The sequence below is a fragment of the Bradyrhizobium sp. JR4.1 genome (genome assembly GCF_040548605.1).
GTDB classification, from domain to species: Bacteria; Pseudomonadota; Alphaproteobacteria; order Rhizobiales; family Xanthobacteraceae; genus Bradyrhizobium; species Bradyrhizobium canariense.
Genome location: NZ_JBEPRY010000034.1, coordinates 25,316 through 46,254, shown reverse-complemented (window position 1 = coordinate 46,254; position 20,939 = coordinate 25,316). Strand labels below are relative to the sequence as shown.

Below are 20,939 nucleotides of genomic sequence, written 5' to 3'. Positions count from 1 at the left end.
AGCCCTCGGGATGCCCCCCGGGGGCTTTATTTTTAGACGAATCTGGAGCCTTTTGCCGCGTTGAACGGTGCGCATGTTGCCAATTAGCAACGGTTCGGCACAATGTGATACTTTCAATCATTAATTAATTGCAGAAATTTATGATCGAAAGTATGTCTCGTTGGGACAGCGAGGGGGTCCTCGAAGTCGTTCCGTCAAGCGGTCCGCCTGGGGTGGAGCTGGTAGCGGATCTTTGAAGGACGGAAACGCGGTTTCCAACTTGGAGGGTCATCGATGAAAGTCATCAAGAGTATTGTTCTTGGATCTGCGGCAATGTTCGTGGGGGCTGGCGCGCAGGCCGCCGATCTCCCCGTCAAGGCCAAGGCGATCGAGTACGTGAAGATCTGCTCGCTGTATGGTGCTGGTTTCTACTACATCCCAGGCACTGACACGTGCTTCAAGCTCGGCGGCTATCTTCGTGCCGACGCAGTCCTGGGAAGCAGCTCTGACTTCGACTTTCCTAGCAGCGGCGCGCCGGGCGCTCAGAACCGCCTCAGCAACTACTACGAGACATTGGCTCGCCAAGCTCTGAGAATCGATACGCGCACTGCGACCCAGTGGGGCGTGGTCCGGACCTACTATGAGGGTGTGTTCACCTGGCGAACCGGTACCTATTCCGGTGCAGGCACGACTGGCGTGAATGGCTCGACGGCCTATACTACATCGCCTGCTGCTCAGGTCGCTGGTGGTTCGCTTGGCGTCTACTACGCTTTCATTCAGTTCGCTGGGTTCACCGTCGGTAAGGCTGAGTCTCAGTTCAGGACGCCTTGGGCCCAGTATCCCGCGAATAACCTCGAGCTGCCGGGAAGCGGCTGGGATCCGGTAAACCAGTTCAGCTATACCGCTGACTTCGGTCAAGGAATTACAGCCTCGTTCTCGGCCCAAGATCAGGTGCAGAACTACACGACCAACGTCTGGAATGTGAGTGGCGCGACCGCAGCTGGCCTGGCGACCGGTGCGTACGGTGCGAATGACATTGGAGGCTCGCGAGCTCCAGACCTCGTCGCGATGCTTCGTGTTGATCAGGCCTGGGGACTGTTCCAAGCGTCAGTCGCTGCGCATGATAACCATGCAGCCTACTACGGTGCCGATGAGACGACTGGCCATCCGGGCGACAAATGGGGCTGGGCTGGTCAGCTAGCATTGTCGATCAAGAATCTCCCGACGGGCGCGGGCGACACGATCAACTTGACGGGTGTGTATGCAAACGGTGCGAGCCGTTACGTCTTCCAGGACTATATGTCGACCACCTTCGCGATGTATGGCGGCGCCGGGGCGGCAGGTGCTTACCAGAGTTTGGGGATTGCTGGTGTTGCTGACTCCGTGTTCGTCACCGGTAAGGGCCAGGAGCTGACCACGACCTATGGCTTCAACGGTGGCTACACCCACAATTGGGATCCATACTGGAACACGTCCGTCTTCGGCGCCTGGGCGGCCGTCAGGTACAACGGCACAGCCAAGGGCTATATCTGCGGTGCATTTGTCGCAAGCCTCGCATTGTCGAGCGGTGTTGGCGGCTGCAACCCCGACTTCAATTATGCGGTAGTTGGTACGAAGACGTCGTGGACTCCGATCAAAAATCTGACCTTCACGGGTGAACTGGCTTACCTGATGCTCGACCAGAAGTATGCGGGAGGAAGCACCGTGACCCTACCGTTGCAGTCGGGTATCGCGAAGCCGATTGCTACTTATGAGCTGAAGGATCAGAACAGTCTCGTGCTGCTGCTCCGCGCTCAACGCAATTTCTAAGTGGTTTCTATAGCGAAAGGAGCAACGAACAAGGCTCTCAACTAACCTCCAAGAAGGCCTCCGGCATGCCCGCCGGGGGCCTTTCTCGTTAGAAGTCGACTTCCGCCTGTGTGGCTCGATTGATCAGCTTCGAGAAGTCGTTCACTCTCGGCACTCACGACATGTTCCCGGAGGCGAGCTGCATAGAACCAGCATATTCGTTCTGGCCCCGCGAACGGCTGTCGAAACTTAGGTCTGTTTTTGATCTCTTAAAATCTGCCAATGCGTCATGGGGGGAGGGTTCAGGCGCGGAGGGTGCGCACGTTGGCAGCTTTATCCGAACGGAGGAAATGACGGCCTCAAGTGCCTGCTTCGTGCGGCAATAGGAATGAAGGAGGGAAGCAGCCTGACCTCCAATCGCTTTGCCTCAAAACGTCGAACTGGCGGGCTTCGGGCATTACGCCCCGCGCCCTACCGATCAACAACGCAGAATTTCGGCCGATGTGTCTCTTATTTAGAGGAATTCACCTTTGCAAGGTTCTCTATAATGCTGCGATCAGGATCTTTTAGGGCTTGAAGAATACGTGCGCCGGGCGTGGCCTAGCCTTTGAGCGAAGTCGAGAAATCTTCTTCCCAGGTAAAATGGGGCAGCGACCATTCAAGCGCCGCCGAAATGCGCAGCCTCTCCTCAAAAGACTTCAGATAGCCAGGAACCAAGGAGCTAAGACAATGACCGTCAGCAAAGGACCTCAAGTGTTTCCGCGCACGGAGTACTTGCGAAGGCTTGCCGCTGTAAAAGCAGAAATGGTCAAGCGCGACATCGAGGCGCTCGTGATCACCTTTGATCGCAGTATCAATTATCTGACCGGTTACACCGCGCGATCCGCCTATGTCCCGCAGGCTCTTGTGGTTTCCGTTCACGAAGAGGAGCCTTCGCTCGTCTTACGTCTCATGGATGTGCCAGCCGGGATCCATCTGACGTTTCTCGAGCGGAACAAGATAATTGGGTATCCCGAATCGCTCGTTGGCAACCCGGAGAAGGATGGTTACGACGCTGTGATCGATTTTCTTCAGGAAGCTAAGCTGACCGACCGCGGGGTTGGTCTTGAAATGGGGCAGCTTCCAGCGCGCGCGGCAGAAAACTTCAAGAGGCGACTACCCGGTGCGAGGTTCGTGGACTGTACGCACGTCGTCACTTGGATCAGGGTCATCAAGTCCGATCTTGAAATAGCTCTGATGAAAGAGGCCGCCGCGATTGCTGATGCGGGGATGTTGCGTGCGGCCGAAGTCATTCGCCCCGGTGTGCATGAAGCTGACGCGGTCGCCGAGATCCTTTCGACATTGGCGCGCGGCGCCAACGGCAAGCACGGCACCGGAATCGCGAATATCTTCATGTGCTCCTCGCCGCGCACCGGAACAAGCCATATCATCTGGAGTGACGACATCTTCCGCCAGGGCTCACAAATCAATCTTGAGCTCGGCGGCGTGCGCCACACCTATACGGCAGCGGTTATGCGCACCTTCTCGATTGGCAAGCCTTCCGACCGTCTGCGGCGCCTACATGAGGCCGAGGTCGAGGGCCTAGAGGCCGCGCTGGAAAAAGTCCGACCCGGAGCAACCTGCAGCGACGTCGCCGAAGCATTCAATCGCACGATCGGGAAGTCGGGCTTTCAGAAAGAATCTCGCTGTGGCTATGGCATCGGCATCGATTGGAACGAGGCGGTCACGAGCCTTAAGGAGGGAGACATGACGGTTCTGAAACCAAACATGACCTTCCATCTGATGCTGGGCAACTGGATCGATGAGGATTTCGGCTATGTGCTCAGCGAAACATTCCGCGTTACGGACTCGGGAGCCGACGTAATGACTCGGGTACCGCGCAAAATTTTCGAGATTTAGCTCGACTGCGGGATTTCCCGTCAGAAGCCAGGCACACGGAAGGCTGCCTCTCTTTGGCAACGTCCCTCGGGACGTTGCCACTATACTCGCTGGACGCTTCGGCCTTATAGCTTCCTCTTGTGGCTGCCGCTCTGATCCGGGTTCGGAGCACTCACGATATCCGCTGATGATCCATTCTGATCCGGCCTGCCTCGATGGACCGGTTTCGCCCTTCTCTCAATCATCCATCGGGATGGTTGCGGAAGTGCTGCGATCCGGTTTGCGCGCTGACGAAGCTGATCACATCAAACTCGATGCCCGCGTCGGTCGTCTCGAATACCGAGCCGTCTTGACCATGGCGCGCCTGGCAGCACCAAGTCTGCGGACCGGACGGCTTCGAGCACGGAAGACAATGGTCGCGCGCTCCCTTGCTTCCTGCAGAATTTCCACATATTCGGCCCAATTTTCGCAGCTATTCGGCCTCAACTCGCGTTAGAATTTTTGCCTCTGGAGCGGGGAAAAAGACCAGGCAAGGGAGCGGAGATGCGGGTTTCTTCGACGGCGCAAATCAACCGTGATCAGTTAAAATCGGTGCAAGGTCAAATCGCCTTTGCCCGACGCTCGCCGAGCGAGAAAGCTCCAGCAATCGTCGTGCCGGGCTCCGATGGACCGCTGGTGAGCTATGACGTCACCATACGGGACGCGCGTCCGATTGTGGACGAACTTTCTCTCGACAGCGAAGGCTTTACGCTCATTCAGCACAAGATCTCCTGCGCGAACGAGCGTGATCCGGAGGTGATGCGCGACAGGTATCTCGAAGAAATGGTCCCGTTCATCAAGGACTACTTCAAGGCCTCGTGGGTCGTACCCAAGAAAGATGCCGTTATCATTCGCTCTGTTGGCGCAAGCTCTGTTCTTCCCGCAGAGAAGGGAGCCGGTCTGGTCAGGCCGTATGTGGCCAGCTTTGCTCACATTGACTATGCGCCGATCGCCGGCCCGGTGATGGCCGCGCGGGAAGACCAACTCCAAGGCATTCCGATCCGGGCTTATTCTCGATTGATGATCATTCAAGCTTGGCATGCTCTCTCGGAGCCTCCGCAGGATTTTCCCCTGGCGTTCTGCGATGGCAACTCGGTTGTGGATACGGACCTGGTCGATACCGTTTACGAGAAATACGACGTCAAGCACAAGACATGGCTTGTTCACTACAGTCCAGTTCACCGCTGGTATTACTTCCCGGAGATGACCTCGGAGGAGTTCGCTCTTTTTAAGGGGTACGATTCCGAAGACGATCACAATCCGAGGTCCGCTCATGCGGCGTTCGACAATCGTCGCGCCTACCCCAATGCGAAACCCCGCAGGAGTGTCGAGGCTCGCTTCTTCGTGTACTACGACTGAAGTACTGAGAGCGGTTTCGTAGAAGCGAAATCATTATGCAAGTTCAAAGGGGGACTTGCGGCAATCCAGGTGGAGGGGAGACGTTCCTTAGATGAGCACAGTTCTGATCACGGGCGCGAATCGGGGCATCGGTCTTGCGCTTGCGCAGCAATACGCAACTGAGCGGGCCGAGGTCTTTGCGTGCTGCCGCGATCCAGCAAAAGCCGGCGACCTCAAAGCGCTCGCCGCGTCATCCGGCAGTCGCGTGCGGATCATTCCACTGGACGTAGCTGACGAGTCCTCGATCGCCTCCCTTCAGCGCACGGTCGGCGATCAGCCAATCGACATTCTCATCAATAATGCCGGCATCAGCGGCCTATCGGCTGACCGGATCGAGGCCGAAGGCTACATGACCACGATGCGCGTCAACGCGCTGGCACCTATGCTGATCGCGCAGACCCTGCACGACAATTTGAGACGCAGCACCCAGAAGAAGCTGGTGGCCATCACCAGCATCATGGGCTCGACCAGCAGCGCCGCCGGCGGCAAGTACGCTTATCGGGCGTCAAAGGCGGCACTCAACAATGGCATGCGTGGCTTGTCGCGCGAATGGGCTCGAGAAGGGATTCTGGTGGCGTTGCTGAATCCTGGTTATGTGCAAACAGAAATGGTCAAGGGGCAGGTTGCTTTCATATCGGCTGACGAGTGCGCGCGCGGCCTCATCGCTCGGATCGCGGAGCTCACGCCAGCGAACAGTGGGGTTTTTCAGGATTACCGCGGTGTGAGGATTCGCTGGTGAACGTTTCACGTCAGCCTACAGGATTGATGCTCACGACGGCTGGCTGGCTTCGAACTTGGCGCGTTGTCGCACTGGTGGCGAGCGCAGTGCTCGGTTCTGCACGTGCACAAGAGGGATCTCGCGCATTCTGCTTCATTCAGCCACGGATCGTTATGACCGGCTGATTGGTGTCAGCGATATTCTGTGGTCGGGCAGGCCCCGAGCTCAAGGCGAGCTAGCATCTCAATGGTCGAGATAATGATAGAGCCGTCCGTGTTGCTACACACAATTCATACTCCGCGAATAAAGTGAAAATCGGATCACGTTTTGGCGCGTCCGCACGGACGCCAACGCAGCCGCTTCTCTTCTCAAGACCGACCTGCAGAGAGTACCCGCATGACAGAGCATTGCTACTGGCGCTTCTCGCGCGCCTTGCATCGCGCGATCAACGATCAATGCTTTGCGGACATCAAGGGTCTGCTTGATGACAATGTTGAGTGGGCGCTCTACGGTCCCATTGACATGTTTCCTTTTTTGGGCAGCCGGCAGGGCAAGCCTGCTGTGCTGGAAGTCATCCGTAACATGGCCGGCATTATTCAGGTGCGGCGGTTTCGACCGCGAGATGACCATACTCGGCTTGAATCCCGCGGCCTCCATCCTACGCTGCTCGCTGATGGCGCGCGATTCCAAGAAGCCAATTGTGTTGCGCCTTGCCCAGTTCGCCCAATTCGAGGCCGCACGGCTCATCAATATGCGCGGGCTCATCGACACCTTTGATCTCGTCGAGCAGGCTCTCGGCCGCTCAATTCATCTGCCGAACACGAGTGGCTGCGTGACGGAAGCGCGCTAGATAGGAGTTAGCTGCAGACCAATCGCGAGAGGGAAAGCCGCAGCTTGCGTGACTTTGCTGTCAGCGGCCCAGCTTTCTTGCGCGGCAGGGTAGGATGTCGGGTTCCACGATCCGCCTTCAGGCTACTACACCGGAGGCTGCTGCCTCATTCGACTTGATCCAGGTAAAACAATGTTTTCCACGAATTTGAAAACTTCAGGATCGAGTCGCGCCGTAGCTACAGCGTCAGGCCCCCATCGATGACGATAGTCTGCCCTGTAATCATCGGCGCTGCAAAGCCAAGATAGACGATCGTTTCGGCGATATCCTCGGGAACGCATCTGCGCCGCAGGGGAGTTCGCTCAATCGAGCTTTGCCGCTGCGCTTCCGTCCACTCGATCTGCCAGGTGCTGTCAACCGCGCCAGGCGCCACTGCGTTAATCCGGATCTCCGGTGCGAGACCTTGCGCAAAATGACGCGTGATTGCAATGATACCGGCCTTGCTTGCCGCATAGGCCAAACTAGATCCCCTCGAGGTCAGGGCCGACACTGAGGCCAAGCTTACGATCGCGCCTCTCGATTGCCGCAACGAGGGGGCAGCCGCGCGGGTGCATCGGAAGAGCCCGATGAGGTTCGTCTCCAACACCGCCGACCACAGCTCGTCGGTAATGAGGTCGAGATCGGACGACGAAATGGACTGCCGTGCTCCCGGCGTCCCAGCATTGTTAACGAGAAGGTCCAGCCCTCCCATCTTGTCAAGGGCAAGGTCTACGAGTTCTGTCTCTTTTCCATCACCGATCGCGCCCGGCGCGCCGAAGACGTCGTAACCGTCCGCCCGGAGCTTGCTCACCTCCTCGGGGCCCCGTGGATCGTCGGGAAGGTGGTTCAGCGCAACACTGCACCCCGACTCTGCCAACCGCTTCAAGGTCGCCAAGCCGATGCCTGAAGCGGCACCGGTCACGAGCGCTCTTTTTCCCGACAGTTCGTAGCGGATCATGGTCTCTCCTTCGATGATTTGTCTCATAAGCGAGCCGCGCGGGCACAGCCCAGCGCCCCTATGGGAACGCCCGTCGCGAATTGACACGTTTCTTATATCATATAAAAAGCTCGCGCAACGCGAGTTCATGCTTGACCGTAGGTCGTTAGGGAAAGCTAAATGCCCGCCTGAGCCTCCGCTTCAACGGCAAACTGACAGAGAGATAGGACAAGATGAGCAATTTGAAGTTGTCGAAGGCTGAGCCGGCCCGCCGCATGACCGGAGGTCGCTTCATTGCCGAGACCATCAAGGCGAAGGGTATCTCGCACGTCTTCTTCATGGATGCCGTTCTGCGACGCGCGCTCACCGAGATGGAAGACCTCGGCATCAAGCGGATTCTCGGGCACTCCGAGAAGGGAATCGCATACATGGCGGACGGCTATGCGCGCGCATTGCGACGGCCTGCCGTTTGCATGGCGCAATCCGTCGGAGCCGCCAATCTTGCCGCGGCCCTCCAGGAATCCTGGTTTGCCTACGCACCGGTCGTCGCGTTGACGGGGCGCCACGCGGCCAACTATCAGTACCGAAACGCGTATCAGGAGCTTCCGCACGAGCCGCTTTACGCCTCGGTCACGAAGTTCAGAGGTCGAGTCGATGAGGTGGCGCAATTGCCCCATCTCCTTCGTCAAGCGTTCAGAGAGGCGACGACCGGTGTCTCCCGCCCTGTCCATCTCGACATCACCGGCTATACGGGCGACATCGTTGGCGCTGCCGAATTCACAGCTAGCATCTTCCCCGAAGAGACCTACGCAAAGGTGCCAGCTTTCCGGCCTTCTCCGGATGCGGAATCGGTCAGCCGTGCCGTGGCGGCAATCGCGGCTTCAGAGCGCCCTGTGATCCTTGCAGGTGCGGGCTTGATGATGTCAGGCGCCGAGGGCGCCCTGAAGGCATTCGTCGAACATCACCAGATTCCAGTTGTGATGTCGCTTGACGCAAAACACGCTCTTCCGGAGTTCCACCCGCAAAATGGGGGTGTGGCCGGGACCTACTCGCGCAGCTGTGCAAACAAGATCCTGAACGATGCGGATCTTGTCATGTTCGTCGGCAGCGATACCGGGGACATGATTACGAACCACTGGAAGCTGCCAACGCCCGAGGCGCAAATTGTACAGATCGACATCGATCCGGCGGAGCTTGGTCGCAACTTCCCCGCAGCGGTTGGTGTACAGGGCGACCCGAAAGCGGCTCTCGATCGCCTTGGCTCGGAACTGCCATCCCGTTCGAGACCTGGTTGGCAGCGGAAGGTTGCTGATTACGTCGCCGAATGGCGGGCGGAAGCGGAGATCGCGCGATCCTCCGAGGCGACGCCGATCAGGCCGGAGCGTCTATGCCGGGAGCTCTCGAACTGGCTTCCGAAGAACGCAATGCTGGTGGCCGATACCGGATACGCATCGCACTGGAGTGGCACGCTCGTCTATCTGACCGACCCGGCTCAGGGATACCTGCGAGCCGCCGGCTCGTTGGGCTGGGCTTTTCCGGCATCGCTCGGCGTTCAATGCGCGATGCCAGATCGTCCCGTCGTCTGCTTAACCGGCGATGGTGGTTTTATGTATCATCTTCCTGAGCTGGAAACAGCCAGGCGATATGGCCTTAACGTAATCACGATCGTGAACAACAATCATTGCCTTGGACAGGGCAGGAGAAACATCGATCTTGCCTACGAAGGAAGGGAAGGCAACAAGGAGGAGATCTTTGCCTATCGAGACACGGATTTCGCGCAAATCGCGCGCGATTTCGACTGCTTCGGCGTGCGGGTCGAGAAGCCCGGTGACTTAACCAAGGCCTTTGATGATGCGCGCCGGTCCGGTAAGCCCGCCGTCATCGACGTGGTGACTGAGTTTGAGGCGCTCGCTCCCTTGCCCTGGACCCCACCCTCGGGAAGCTAGGCCGGTACTCCCCTGGCCAGACATGCCTTAAAGGGGCCCACGCAGCCCCTTTATTCTTTTGTGGCTCCCCACCGCCGTGATACACGGACTTGCCTGTGAGGAGGCAGCCTGTAACAAGTCGCGCCAGTCGAGACGGGAACGAACAGAAAATGAGAAAAGCGGGATCTCAAGACGCGGACTCCTCTGCTTCCTCATCCACACTCCCCATGCCCACCGAACTTGATTGGCTGCACATCGGACGTGACAACTTACACGCCAGGGCATATCTGATGCTTCGCAAAGCTCTTATGGCTGGTCGGTTTCGGCCGGGGCAGCGGCTGCTTCTGAAACCATTGGCCGAAGAGCTCGGAGTTAGTGTCACTCCCGTGAGGGAGGCGCTTCTGCGGCTGGCTTCCGAGCGCGGCCTTGTTCCGCATCAGTCGCGCACGATGATGGTCCCAGTCCTGAGCGTGGCCCGGTTCAGGGAAATTCGCGACATTCGAATTGAGTTAGAAGGGCGTGCGGCAGAAGCTGCGGCGAACAAAATCTCAGCGAGGGACATCGTCGCGCTGGAGAAGATGCAGGAGCAGCTGATGCTCGCAAGACGGCAGCGCGACGTGCAGACCGTCCTCGCGATCAACGAAGAATTTCACTTCAGGATCTACAGATCGTCAGACTTGCCTGTCGTCTGCGGGTTGATCGAAAGCCTGTGGGTTCAGATTGGTCCGCTTCTCACGCTGAATGATTTCAGTGCATCCGCAACCGCGAAGGATCATCCGCACCGAGCGATCCTCGCGAGCCTGGCTGCTGGAGATGGTGCAGGCACACGGCGTGCGTTGGCAAACGACATCATGTGGGCAAGCAAATATCTCGAGATAGCCGTCGTCAGGCTCAACGAACCGGCAGAAGACAAGAAAAAACGAAAAACGATTACATCTGTCGGCGCGAACTGACGATCAGCTCCATCAATTGGCCCGCTGTTCGAGGGCGCTTTGGCGACGTATAAAAAACACGCGCATCGAACTGATCGTCTCGGGTGTGGCTGCCATGAGCACGAGCATTAGTGTACCATATCCAATGCGGGTTTGAGCGGGGTGCAAATGCCTCAGATAGGTGGTACGTCGCAACAGCAAGGCCTCAAATGTCTGGACGGTGAGACACAAACAGGCCAGCATAGCCCATTGCCCCTTACTAAGAATCTCGCCGCTGCGCCTCGCGCGAACAACTCAACACGATGCTGGGGGCATTCGCGCCGGAATAACCCGCGTCACCATCGATTATGGCCGAAAATTATATCAGGCTTCGTGAGACCACGTGTCGGTGGAGCAATGAAGGCCGTGTGGCTAGTCCCTTATCGCGGAGATCGAACTCGATAAAGATTGCGGTGGAGTTAAAAGACTGGAGCTCAGTGCGTACTATGTGATGAAGCGTGTGCGAGCCGAATCCAGGTGCGCTCCAACGTTTGTGAGAGTTCGGCCTGCCGCCCATTTGGCCTGCTCGGTTGTCCGGAGACTTGATCAGGGAACCGAGAACTGGAGCGCTAGAAGCGATGTGTTTGCGATGGTAGAAGGCCCCGCTTCCACGGTCGGGGGATATCGCGGCAACCGATTGATGACAGACTTGAGACTCAAGCATCAGGGCGGTGCCCACAAGGGAGTGACGGCGTGAGAAATAGATACTGGACCTTGGCGGACGAGCCGGTGACGGGATGGCCACAGCAGGACACGTTCGTGCTGAAGGAGGGGGCAGTCCCGGTGCCCGCCTTGGGACAGGCGCTGACGCGGACCATCTATGTGTCGCTCGACCCATATCAATTGTACTACCATCGGGAGCGCACTGGGCCAGAAGGCGCGCCCTGCCATGCGCGCACCGTCTCGCAGATCATCGAGAGCCGGATGGACGGATTTGCGGCCGGCGATTTCGTTTTCAACACCAACGGCTGGACCGAATATGCGCTCATGGGCGAGGGAGTCTGGCGGCCGGGCTACATGGTCCCGCGCAAGCTCGATCCGTCGGTCGGGCGCATCTCCCAAGCCGTGGGCGTGCTTGGATTGCTGGGGCTGACCGCCTACGCCGGCATGAACTTGATGGCCTCGCCTCAGCCGAACGAGATAGTGGTGGTGTCGGCGGCTTCAGGCGGCGTCGGCCAGATCGCGGGGCAGCTCGCCAAGCAGCGGGGCGCGCGGGTCATCGGGATCGCTGGGCGCGAGGCCAAATGCAAGTTCGCGACTGATGATCTGGGCTTCGATGCGTGCGTTTCCCATCTTTCGCCCACTCTGTCAGCCGATCTCGCCGCGGTTTGCCAAGCGGGCATTGACGTGTATTTCGAAAATGTTGGGGGCAAGGTATTCGAGGCGGTGCTTCCGCTGTTCAATCAGGCCGCGCGAATGACCATCTGCGGCCTCATCGCGCATTATGGCGACGAGGACGGAGGCGTCGATAGACGCGCCGCACTGATGAAAAGAGGTGAACCACTCTTCAAGGCGCGTGATGTCAGGGTAAGGAATCTCTCCGTCAGCGAGTTCGCTGGACAGCACGAGGAGATGTTGGCGTATCTCGCCCCCTTAGTGAAGGCCAGTAAGGTCAAGTACCGCGAGGACATCCGCCATGGATTGGAGATCATCCCGACCGCTTTCGCCGAAATGCTACGCGGCGACAATTTCGGCAAGATGCTGGTGCAGGTAAGTCCCGACCCGACGCTTGGAGCCCGTGGGCCTGGAAAGTCCCGTCAAGGTCCATTCGGGACAGTAGCCTGATTCGGCGAGGTCCGCTCCATTCGAGCGGTGCAGCGGCGACCGCTTGAAGCGCGGCCGCTGCCCGCAATCAAATTGCTGGAGCACCCGAAAGGACTATTCCATCGTCGGCATCACGAATTCGGCTCCGGCCCGAATACCCGTTGGCCATCTCGTCGTGATTGTCTTTAACTTGGTATAGAATCGAATGCCTTCCGGGCCATGCATGTGGTGGTCGCCGAACAGAGATGCCTTCCAGCCGCCGAAAGAATGAAATGCCATCGGAACCGGAATCGGCACATTGATGCCGACCATGCCGACCTGAATCTGATGAGCGAATTCCCGGGCCGCATCGCCGTCCCTGGTGAAGATCGCTGTGCCATTGCCAAATTCGTGCTGGTTGATCATGTCCGCTGCATCATCATACGAGTTTGCGCGAGCGACCGCTAGAACCGGACCGAAGATCTCTTCTCGATAGATTTTCATGTCTGTCGTGACGCGGTCGAACAGCGTGCCCCCGATGAAATAGCCGTCTTCATAACCCTGACGCTTAAAGTCGCGCCCGTCGACCACGAGCTCCGCTCCCTCGGCAACACCCGCATCGATATAGGCGCGAACTTTCTCGAGATGCTCCTTGGTCACCAAGGGCCCCATCTCGGCATCGGCATCGGTGCCGGGCCCGATGTTCAACGCGCGTACCTTCGGGGCCAGCTTTTGGATCAGGCGCTGGGCAGTCGTCTCGCCGATCGGGACAGCGACCGAGATGGCCATGCAACGCTCGCCGGCCGAGCCATAAGCGGCGCCCATTAGCGCATCGACCGCCTGATCCATGTCGGCGTCCGGCATGACAATCATATGGTTCTTGGCACCGCCGAGCGCCTGGCAACGCTTGCCGTGCCGGGTCGCGGTCTCGTAAATGTAGCGAGCAATTGGCGTCGAACCCACGAAACTCACGGCTGCAACATCAGGATGGGTAAGAAGCGCGTCAACCGCTTCCTTGTCGCCCTGCACGACATTGAAGACGCCACGAGGCAGGCCTGCTTCCTCGAGCCATTTCGCCAGGATCAGCGAAGCAGACGGATCGCGCTCGGATGGTTTGAGAATGAAGGCGTTGCCGCAGGCGAGCGCGACGGGAAACATCCACATCGGGACCATGGCCGGAAAGTTGAATGGCGTGATGCCCGCCACAACACCCAATGGCTGCCGCAGCGAATGGCTGTCAACCCGCGTACCGACATTCTCCGTAATTTCACCCTTCAAGAGCTGCGATGCGCCCGTGGCGAACTCCACTACTTCCATTCCGCGTTGAACTTCACCCTTGGCATCTGAAACCACCTTGCCGTGTTCGGCTGTGATGGCGTGGGCGAGTTCGTCGGTCCGCTCTTCCAAAATGCGCAGGAACCGGTTGAGGATCCGGGCTCGTCGGAGGGGAGGGGTAGCGGCCCAGGCCGGGAAGGCGGCACGCGCGGCACCTACAGCAGTTCTCACGTCATCTGCCGAAGCCAATCCGAGCGTCGCGGATTGTTGGCCAGTTGCAGGATTGAAAACCGGCGAAGTCCTGCCGCTCCGTCCTGGCGTCAGTTCGCCATTGATGAAGTTCCGAATGGTTGCCGACACGGCAGTGCTCCTCTGTAAACCGCTTGATCGCGTCTCATAATGGATGCATGGATTTGCGCCTCAACGGGCAAATTCGCGACTCCGTTGTGCAGAAAGTGTAGTCGATGGATTGGGAAAGCGTTCGGATCTTTCTTGAAGTCGCGCGTGCTGGGCAATTCTTGAAAGCGGCAAAGCATTTGCGGCTGAACCATGCGACAGTTGCTCGCCAGGTCACGGCGTTGGAAAGGAGTCTCAACGTTAAGCTGCTTGAGCGCCATACTTCCGGCTGCGTGTTGACAGCGGCGGGAGACGCCCTCGTCGTGGCAGCGGAACGCGCCGAAAGCGAGTTGCTCAAGGTGGGCGCCAGTATCGGAGGCGCTGCTGAAGCGATCACTGGCACTGTGCGCGTTGGGGCGCCGGATGGACTTGGCAACTACTTTCTGGCAGATCAGCTCGGGGCACTCGCGGCCAAACATCCCGGTCTGATCATTCAACTGGTGCCGCTTCCACGCACCTTTTCATTGTCCCGCCGAGAAGCTGACATTGCAATAACTCTCGATCGGCCGAAACAGGGGCGATTGATCTTGTCGAAATTGACCGATTACACGCTCAGCGTTTATGCCGCGAAGAGCTATCTCGCGCGCGAAGGCCAAATCGGGAAACAGTCCGATCTGACGGGCCGGTTGTTCGTCACGCATGTTGAGGATTTCGCTTACAGCAGGGCTCTGGACTACGCCTCAGCACTCGGTCGGCTGATGTCGCGCCGCTACGAGTGTGGCAGCGTGGTTGCTCAAATGGAAGCGGTGAGAAGCGGCCATGGTGTTGGCATCCTGCACGACTATGCTGCCCGCCGCTATCCGGAGCTTCAGCGTCTGCTCCCTGATGTGCGGTTCGTTCGAAGCTACTGGCTCACCTCGCATCCCGATACCCACGACGTGCGGCGAGTTCGGGAAGTTCATCGCTTCATAGTGGCTTCTGTAAAATCGTATCGCCCCAGCTTTGATGCGCACTAACCGGATTACGCCACCTTGGTAGCCCCCCGCCTGGTCTACAATCTTCTCGCGCCGAAGTTCACACTTATGCGAAAGGAAGTTTTTGACCGATTCCTTCCCCTGGTTGGGTCAGAATAGATTCGGGCGAAACTGTACGCCATAGGTTGGATGGTCGGGATAGGTAAACGCGAGCAGCGAAGCGAAATCTATTTTGAAGCGATGTAGTTGGCGCGATTACCAGGCGCTTGCTGCGGACCTCATCTCTATCTGATTTGGTAGCTGTCCGAGCGGTGAAGTCAATGGTTTAGTCATTTCGCAAACCATTGAGTATGCGTGAGATGTAAATATCGAGCCGGCAGTGCGGCTTTCTGATGAGATGGAGCTCGTGGCCGATTAACGAGTAAACGTATCTACTGCAAGAAAGGTGGCTTAGATCCATCGGCCAAAGACGCGACGTAGTGACAGCTGCTCAGGATCGGGAAAGTCATTGATCCACATGTAGCGGTAGTCGTTTATGTCTGGCGTAGACCAGTGGTTCACTCTCACATCAGTCAAGAATAGGGTAGGCCGCGCTCTTGGTAAGCGGCGGCCAATCACGTTCGAAGCGTCACCATCGCCCGAAAATAGAGTTTACGATGGAAGTCTTATCCGATCTGCGGGTCGTCGAAATTGGTAGCTCAGCCGGGACCAGCTATTGCGCGCGGTTGTTCGCCGATTTCGGCGCCGATGTTCAAAAGGTCGAGCCGCCGGCAGGTGATCCACTTCGCCAAAGCGCGCCACTTACACCCGGTGGGCAGAGCGCATGGTTCGCATTCCTGAATTTCAACAAGTCCAGCGTTATCATTGATCCCACGGCCCCAGATGCGATCAGACGGCTGACAGCATTGATTGAAGAGTGCGACATTCTGATCGATGGACGCGATGTTGATGCCGCTGACTGCCCGGCCGTCGATATTGCTGCCATCCGGCAACGACGCTCCGGCTTGATCTATCTCCAAGCCAGCTGGTTCGGCAGCGAGGGGCCGTATGCGAGATTTGCCGCGACTGATTCTACGGTGCGCGCACTAGCCGGTTTCGTAAAGCTGGTCGGCCCGCCCGAAGGCCCGCCGTCGCACGCCCCGGATTTTCAGGCGGGTATTTTAGCCGGTCTATGGGGCTTCATCGCGGCGGCTTCTTCGGCGGTTGCGCGAATGCAGGGTGGGGGGGCTCGGTCGTGGTCACTCAGCATTTTCGAAGCGATCCTCGCTCCGACCGAGTATCTGATGTTCGAGGCATTTGCCCGCGGCGATGTGATGCGTCGGATCGGCGTTAATCGCTTCTGGCCGAACTTCCCGGTCGGCATTTATGATACAAAAGAAGGCTGGCTCGGCGTTTCGACCGTAACTCCAAAACAGTGGCGCGACTTCTGCGAAATGCTTGGCCTCTTTGAGCTACGAGATCGTTCAGATCTTGCCTCTAATGAAGGTCGTCTGCAGCACATGGATCATATCGATCGACAGTTTATCCCGAGGCTGAAGATGCGGACAGCCCAACAGTGGTTTGCAGAAGGACTGAAACGCAAACTGCCAATCGTTCCGGTGCCCCAAGTATCGGATTTGCTCCAGGATGCAGAAAAGATAGCCAGCGGTGCAGTCGTGCGTGTTCGCCTTGGCGAAGAGGTGGGAAGGACCGTGGGCTCGATGCAGCGGCTTACGTTGACACCGCCACGTCCGGGAGGACAGGTTCCGGAGGTGGGCGAACAACAGCGTCGTGGTGATGTACGACCAGCCGAGCCGAACATTCCGCAATCATTGCCGGGTTTTACCGATTCGTACCCGCTCCCTTTGCAAGGGGTCCGCGTGGTGGACTTCACGATGGGTTGGGCAGGACCATTATGTACGCGCACACTGGCTGATCTTGGTGCGGATGTCATCAAGATCGAGGCGATCCAATATCCGGATTGGTGGCGTGGCGTTGATAGGCCCCCTGGCTACCTGGAAGATCAGATGTACGAAAAGGCGCCGTGCTTCTGCATTATGAACCGCAACAAGCGCGGCATGACGCTCGATCTGAAGCGTCCGGAGGGCCTTGCCCTTGCGAAGCGGTTGTTGGAAGGAGCCGATATTGCCGTCGCCAACTATTCAGTCAACGTGCTGCCGAAGCTGGGGCTTAGCTACGAGGTGCTCAAGACCCTCAACCCTCGGCTGGTCATGATGTCGATGTCGGCTTTTGGCACGAACAGCGTCCATCGCGAGTGCCGGGCGTACGGTTCGACTCTTGAGCAGGGCTCAGGACTTCCTGGCGTGATCGGAAGCGCCGGTGGCCTGCCAGTCATGAGCCACATCGCTTTTGGCGATCCCGTTGGCGGGTTGAATGGCTGCGCTGCAGTTCTGGTCGCGTTGATTCACGCCCGCAAAACCGGGCAAGGCCAATTCATTGATCTGGCGCAAATCGAATGCATGATGCCGTTCCTAGCCCCATGGATGACGGTTCACTCGATCAGTGGTATGCCGCCGACCAAGTATGGAAATCGGCATCCACAGCACGTTCCACACGGCTGTTTCCGATGTGCGGGTGAGGACAACTGGATCATTGTAGCGGCTACGGACACGGCCATGTGGCAGAGGCTTGCCACCCTTATCGGCCGACCGGACTGGGCCAAGGACCCATCTCTGAAGTCACCCGAAGCCCGCCGCGCCATCCAGGACGATATCGAGAGAGGCATCGAAAGCTGGACCGCCGCCCGCGATGCGGATCAGGCCATGTTTGAGTTGCAGGCGGTAAGGGTTGCGGCGGGTACAGCCCGCCTGCCAATTGATATACTCAAGGACCCGCATCTCGGCTCGCGCTCATTTCTGCAGGAAGTGAATCGCGCCTTCTTGGGATTGCACCCGCAGCCCTCGATACCAATTCGTGAGAACGCGACCCCCTATCCGATCCGTACGGCGGCGCCGACCCTCGGTCAACATAACGTAGAAATCCTATCAGCGCTTCTTGGGCTTTCCGATACCGAAATCGAGCAATTGGCCAGGGATCAAATTATTGGTACATCGATGCTTTCCAAGGCGTAACTCACAAATCCTGGACTCACCTTGTATTGAGAGGACCGCGCGATGTCACGATCGCAACACCGACGCTTGCTGGAGCGGCCGTCCGTCATACAGGTATTCTGCAAAGCCCGCTTCGTATGCTGCTCGCACGTGCTTGCTATCGGAGCAGGACTACCAGGGAGCGATATCTGGAATGACCGCCGATACTGCGCATAGATGGCCGGCTATGGGTGACACAACCCAACTTGGAAGAGGTCCGCCGAGGAGCCTTGAGACGTGCCGATGCCCATGAGCGCGTTTTGCTCGATTGCCGAAGCGCTTCTGATCAATCGCCCGCGCCTGATGAAATGGACGAGCCGGAGCAAAGACACGAGCGGCCGCTCGCCCGACAACATCGGCGAGACGTCGATGTTATCTGCGCCAATGCAGGCTGTTGCGGAAGCGCATGCGTACAGATGAGGCGCCTTGCGGCGTGGACCTTTGTCTGCTCTAGCAACTGAGGTTGCAGCGACTTCAGAAACCCAGGGCATTGTTCATATAAACAGCGGGGCTTGCAGTCGCAGGCTCGCCGCTTCAGGGGATGACCAGGCCGGCCGTAAAACTATGCAATCACGCATGGCGACCCCCGAGTTCGAAGGTGCCTTTTCATGAAGATGTCCAATTGTCCGAAGTTGAAAGCATCCGTTAAATGACAAGTCATGCCAGGCTCTTGCCCACAGCGCCCTACAAGCCCTGGTAGCTTCTTTGTCCCCCCCTCTCAGGTAATTAACCTGGGAGGAAGCCCTCGGGACTGCGTGATCATGCTGAGTTAGGGCGGGCCCATTCGTTTAACCACTCGCTTGTTGGAGGGCGACACATGGCTGGAGCGACAAGCGTGTCACGCAACATCGAAACGTTGGAAGCGCTGGAATCTCGCGTGCGCGCGTATTCCCGTTCGTTTCCGGCCATTTTCTCCCGAGCGTGCGGCTCAATCATGCTGACGGAGGATGGCCGAAAGGTCGTCGACTTCCTCTGCGGTGCTAGAACTCTCAACTGCGGCCATAACAATCACCGGATCAAAGCTGCTATTGCCGACTACCTGGCATCGGATGCCGTAATCCACGGCCTGGACATGGCCACTCCTGCGAAGCTGGAGTTCATGGAGATTTTCAACTCTCTCATGCTTCGAAGACGTGATCTGCAATACCGCCAGGCGAGCACACGGGCACATTTCGAGGAAACAACCTCACGCTCGTATCTGCAACGGCAGCACTAGATCTATATTGGCGCGACGATATCTTCTCACACGGAGTTCAGCGAACGGGAGAAGTTATGCGCCATCGACTTGAGGCCATAGCGACCCAGTATGGAAACAGATTTTCCGTTCGAGGACGCGGAATGGCCTTGGGGTTTGATTGTGAATTGCCAGAACTTGCAGCAACTACCGCATGCAAGGCCTTCGAAAAAGGATTGATTGTTGAACGATGCGGGCCTGTCGATCAGGTTATGAAATTCCTGCCTGCACTCACGATCGACTCTGAAACACTGAATGATGGTCTCGAGATATTGAGCATTCATTTGACGAAGCGCTGAAACAGAAGAGGCCGTCGTGACCTGGGTCAAGACTTGGGTCTCCAATAGGTGAAAGAAATGCTATGACGTACGAGACGATCAAGTATGAGATTGCCGAGCGAATCCTCACGCTTACGTTGAACCGGCCGGAGAAGCTAAACGCGTGCAACTCCCTTATGGAGCGCGAAATTGTAGATGCCTTCGACCGTGCGGACGGAGACAGTGACGTCCTCGCGATAATTGTGACCGGCGAAGGCCGCGCCTTCTGCGCTGGCGCCGACCTTTCCCTTGGAGCCGATACGTTCGATCGTGACGTGCGGCGCGGGCCAGTGAAGCGGTTACCCGATGGCAGGGTGGATTACAGCGATCCCTCAGTCAGCGACGGAGGCGGCAAAATTGCTATGCGAATCTTCAGGTCTCTCAAGCCTGTGATCGCTGCTGTGAACGGACCTGCCGTCGGCATGGGCGTAACCATGCAGCTTGCGATGGACATTCGGATCGCGTCCGGCGCCGCACGTTTTGGGTTTGTATTCTCCCAGCGTGGCTTGGTCTCAGAAGGCGCCTCTAGCTGGTTTTTGCCTCGCGTCGTCGGCATAGCACAGGCACTCGAGTGGTCTTACACTGGGCGGATATTTACGGCGAAGGAAGCGCTTGCCGGCCGCCTGATTAGCAAGATCGTGCGTGCCGATCGACTATTGCCGACCGCGCGTGCCCTCGCTCACGAAATCACGTCGAAGACATCGCCAGTCTCGATCACGATGATCCGGCAGCTGATGTGGCGCATGTTGGGCGCCGATGATCCGATGGAAGCCCATAAGATCGAAAGCCGCAGCATGTATTCGCGCGGCCGCTCCGCCGACGCCAAGGAAGGCGTCATGGCGTTCCTGGAAAAACGGCCGGCGGTGTTCAAAGACAGGGTACCGGCCGATTTGCCGGACTTTTTTCCATGGTGGACTGAGCGGGAGTACCGATAACCATTGATCCTTCGTTGTTCGGCCTATCGTGACTGCTCGACCGCCTTCTACACGTGACGCTTGAATAAAACGGTCAAAAACAGAGACACCCCCCTTGGAGTGAAGCTTAAGCAGGCCTTTCGATTAGCGGAACAACGCGTTCGGCTTTCTAAAACAGAGGAGCTGCGGGCCCGCGATTGATTGTCTTTGAATTCAGCCGGATCTCACGCGCTACCTTCGCGAAACAAGCGCGTTCAGAATGCTTTTATACTCGGGGAAGGATGGTGCTGTAGCAGTCTAACGCTGGAATGCCGTTGTTCTCACGTATGCCGAGTAACCAAAGCGCCATATTTGAGGTGACTTCTGACACATCATCGCCGTAGCCGATTGCCCGAATTGACCTGTGCACCTGCGAGTCATGTCGTAGCTCGCCTGATGTTAATCGTACCAACTCCATTTCCTCGTTCTCCGTCGTCCTTACCGGAGTTGGTAGTGGTCTGATCCATGACCAGCCTGTATCGTGAACTTGCCGTTCAGTCTGTGGCGCGGCTGATCA

15 protein-coding genes and 1 pseudogene are annotated in these 20,939 nt (G+C 57.8%); 14 read left to right on the top strand and 2 right to left on the bottom strand.

All coding sequences use genetic code 11. The annotated features are described in order from the left end of the window. The first annotated feature begins 273 nt into the window (after positions 1–273). The 5 genes and pseudogenes from ABIB90_RS37535 to ABIB90_RS37515 all read left to right on the top strand — a co-directional run bounded on the left by ABIB90_RS37535 (position 274) and on the right by ABIB90_RS37515 (position 6,650). Positions 274–1,788 (top strand): porin, encoded by a 1,515-nt coding sequence (locus tag ABIB90_RS37535; RefSeq protein WP_354202518.1) that lies wholly within the window; start codon positions 274–276, stop codon positions 1,786–1,788. A gap of 708 nt (positions 1,789–2,496) precedes the next feature. Then, the gene (locus ABIB90_RS37530; RefSeq protein WP_279668187.1) at positions 2,497–3,666 is read left to right on the top strand and encodes a M24 family metallopeptidase; all 1,170 of its coding nucleotides are present in this window, start codon (positions 2,497–2,499) and stop codon (positions 3,664–3,666) included. A 522-nt stretch (positions 3,667–4,188) separates the two neighbouring features. Then, on the top strand, positions 4,189–5,043 hold the full coding sequence (locus tag ABIB90_RS37525; RefSeq protein ID WP_354101945.1) for a CmcJ/NvfI family oxidoreductase: 855 nt from the start codon (positions 4,189–4,191) through the stop codon (positions 5,041–5,043). A 91-nt stretch (positions 5,044–5,134) separates the two neighbouring features. Continuing rightward, entirely contained in the window at positions 5,135–5,821 is a 687-nt protein-coding gene (locus tag ABIB90_RS37520; RefSeq protein ID WP_279668185.1) for an SDR family oxidoreductase, read from the top strand. 375 nt (positions 5,822–6,196) lie between these two features. Then, positions 6,197–6,650 (top strand): annotated as a pseudogene (locus tag ABIB90_RS37515) (nuclear transport factor 2-like protein). Between the two features lie 217 nt (positions 6,651–6,867). Here ABIB90_RS37515 and ABIB90_RS37510 read toward each other — a convergent pair. Then, on the bottom strand, positions 6,868–7,626 hold the full coding sequence (locus ABIB90_RS37510; RefSeq protein WP_279668184.1) for an SDR family NAD(P)-dependent oxidoreductase: 759 nt from the start codon (positions 7,624–7,626) through the stop codon (positions 6,868–6,870). A 212-nt stretch (positions 7,627–7,838) separates the two neighbouring features. Between ABIB90_RS37510 and ABIB90_RS37505 the strand changes: the two genes are divergently transcribed. The 3 genes from ABIB90_RS37505 to ABIB90_RS37495 all read left to right on the top strand — a co-directional run bounded on the left by ABIB90_RS37505 (position 7,839) and on the right by ABIB90_RS37495 (position 12,286). Then, positions 7,839–9,551, top strand: a complete 1,713-nt coding sequence (locus tag ABIB90_RS37505) for a thiamine pyrophosphate-binding protein (RefSeq protein ID WP_354202517.1) — start codon at positions 7,839–7,841, stop codon at positions 9,549–9,551. Positions 9,552–9,757: 206 nt separating this feature from the next. Next, positions 9,758–10,483: a GntR family transcriptional regulator gene (locus tag ABIB90_RS37500; RefSeq protein ID WP_354202516.1), complete on the top strand. Its 726-nt coding sequence runs from the start codon at positions 9,758–9,760 to the stop codon at positions 10,481–10,483. A gap of 732 nt (positions 10,484–11,215) precedes the next feature. After that, the gene (locus tag ABIB90_RS37495) at positions 11,216–12,286 is read left to right on the top strand and encodes a zinc-binding dehydrogenase (protein WP_354202515.1); all 1,071 of its coding nucleotides are present in this window, start codon (positions 11,216–11,218) and stop codon (positions 12,284–12,286) included. 93 nt (positions 12,287–12,379) lie between these two features. Here ABIB90_RS37495 and ABIB90_RS37490 read toward each other — a convergent pair whose 3' ends face one another. Continuing rightward, positions 12,380–13,879 (bottom strand): CoA-acylating methylmalonate-semialdehyde dehydrogenase, encoded by a 1,500-nt coding sequence (locus tag ABIB90_RS37490; RefSeq protein WP_354202514.1) that lies wholly within the window; start codon positions 13,877–13,879, stop codon positions 12,380–12,382. A 104-nt stretch (positions 13,880–13,983) separates the two neighbouring features. On the opposite strand from ABIB90_RS37490, the gene ABIB90_RS37485 reads away from it, so the two are divergent. From ABIB90_RS37485 to ABIB90_RS37460, 6 genes are all read left to right on the top strand, one after another. Further along, positions 13,984–14,871, top strand: a complete 888-nt coding sequence (locus ABIB90_RS37485) for a LysR family transcriptional regulator (RefSeq protein ID WP_354101794.1) — start codon at positions 13,984–13,986, stop codon at positions 14,869–14,871. A 614-nt stretch (positions 14,872–15,485) separates the two neighbouring features. After that, on the top strand, positions 15,486–17,900 hold the full coding sequence (locus tag ABIB90_RS37480; protein ID WP_354202513.1) for a CaiB/BaiF CoA transferase family protein: 2,415 nt from the start codon (positions 15,486–15,488) through the stop codon (positions 17,898–17,900). Between the two features lie 255 nt (positions 17,901–18,155). Further along, a complete protein-coding gene (locus ABIB90_RS37475; protein ID WP_354101791.1) occupies positions 18,156–18,338 on the top strand; it encodes a hypothetical protein in 183 nt (60 codons plus the stop codon). A gap of 415 nt (positions 18,339–18,753) precedes the next feature. Continuing rightward, a complete protein-coding gene (locus ABIB90_RS37470) occupies positions 18,754–19,134 on the top strand; it encodes a PLP-dependent aminotransferase family protein (RefSeq protein ID WP_354202512.1) in 381 nt (126 codons plus the stop codon). Continuing rightward, positions 19,062–19,451 (top strand): aminotransferase class III-fold pyridoxal phosphate-dependent enzyme, encoded by a 390-nt coding sequence (locus ABIB90_RS37465; protein ID WP_354101803.1) that lies wholly within the window; start codon positions 19,062–19,064, stop codon positions 19,449–19,451. The genes ABIB90_RS37470 and ABIB90_RS37465 overlap by 73 nt, the downstream gene beginning before the upstream one ends. Before the next feature lie 62 nt (positions 19,452–19,513). Beyond that, a complete protein-coding gene (locus tag ABIB90_RS37460) occupies positions 19,514–20,404 on the top strand; it encodes a crotonase/enoyl-CoA hydratase family protein (protein ID WP_354101789.1) in 891 nt (296 codons plus the stop codon). Positions 20,405–20,939: the final 535 nt, after the last annotated feature.

Bases quoted from the DNA above. Each gene is read 5' to 3' on its own strand.
- ABIB90_RS37535 (WP_354202518.1), top strand. From the start codon at position 274: ATGAAAGTCATCAAGAGTATTGTTCTTGGATCTGCGGCAATGTTCGTG.
- ABIB90_RS37530 (WP_279668187.1), top strand. From the start codon at position 2,497: ATGACCGTCAGCAAAGGACCTCAAGTGTTTCCGCGCACGGAGTACTTG.
- ABIB90_RS37525 (WP_354101945.1), top strand. From the start codon at position 4,189: ATGCGGGTTTCTTCGACGGCGCAAATCAACCGTGATCAGTTAAAATCG.
- ABIB90_RS37520 (WP_279668185.1), top strand. From the start codon at position 5,135: ATGAGCACAGTTCTGATCACGGGCGCGAATCGGGGCATCGGTCTTGCG.
- ABIB90_RS37510 (WP_279668184.1), bottom strand. From the start codon at position 7,626: ATGATCCGCTACGAACTGTCGGGAAAAAGAGCGCTCGTGACCGGTGCC.
- ABIB90_RS37505 (WP_354202517.1), top strand. From the start codon at position 7,839: ATGAGCAATTTGAAGTTGTCGAAGGCTGAGCCGGCCCGCCGCATGACC.
- ABIB90_RS37500 (WP_354202516.1), top strand. From the start codon at position 9,758: ATGCCCACCGAACTTGATTGGCTGCACATCGGACGTGACAACTTACAC.
- ABIB90_RS37485 (WP_354101794.1), top strand. From the start codon at position 13,984: ATGGATTGGGAAAGCGTTCGGATCTTTCTTGAAGTCGCGCGTGCTGGG.
- ABIB90_RS37480 (WP_354202513.1), top strand. From the start codon at position 15,486: ATGGAAGTCTTATCCGATCTGCGGGTCGTCGAAATTGGTAGCTCAGCC.
- ABIB90_RS37460 (WP_354101789.1), top strand. From the start codon at position 19,514: ATGACGTACGAGACGATCAAGTATGAGATTGCCGAGCGAATCCTCACG.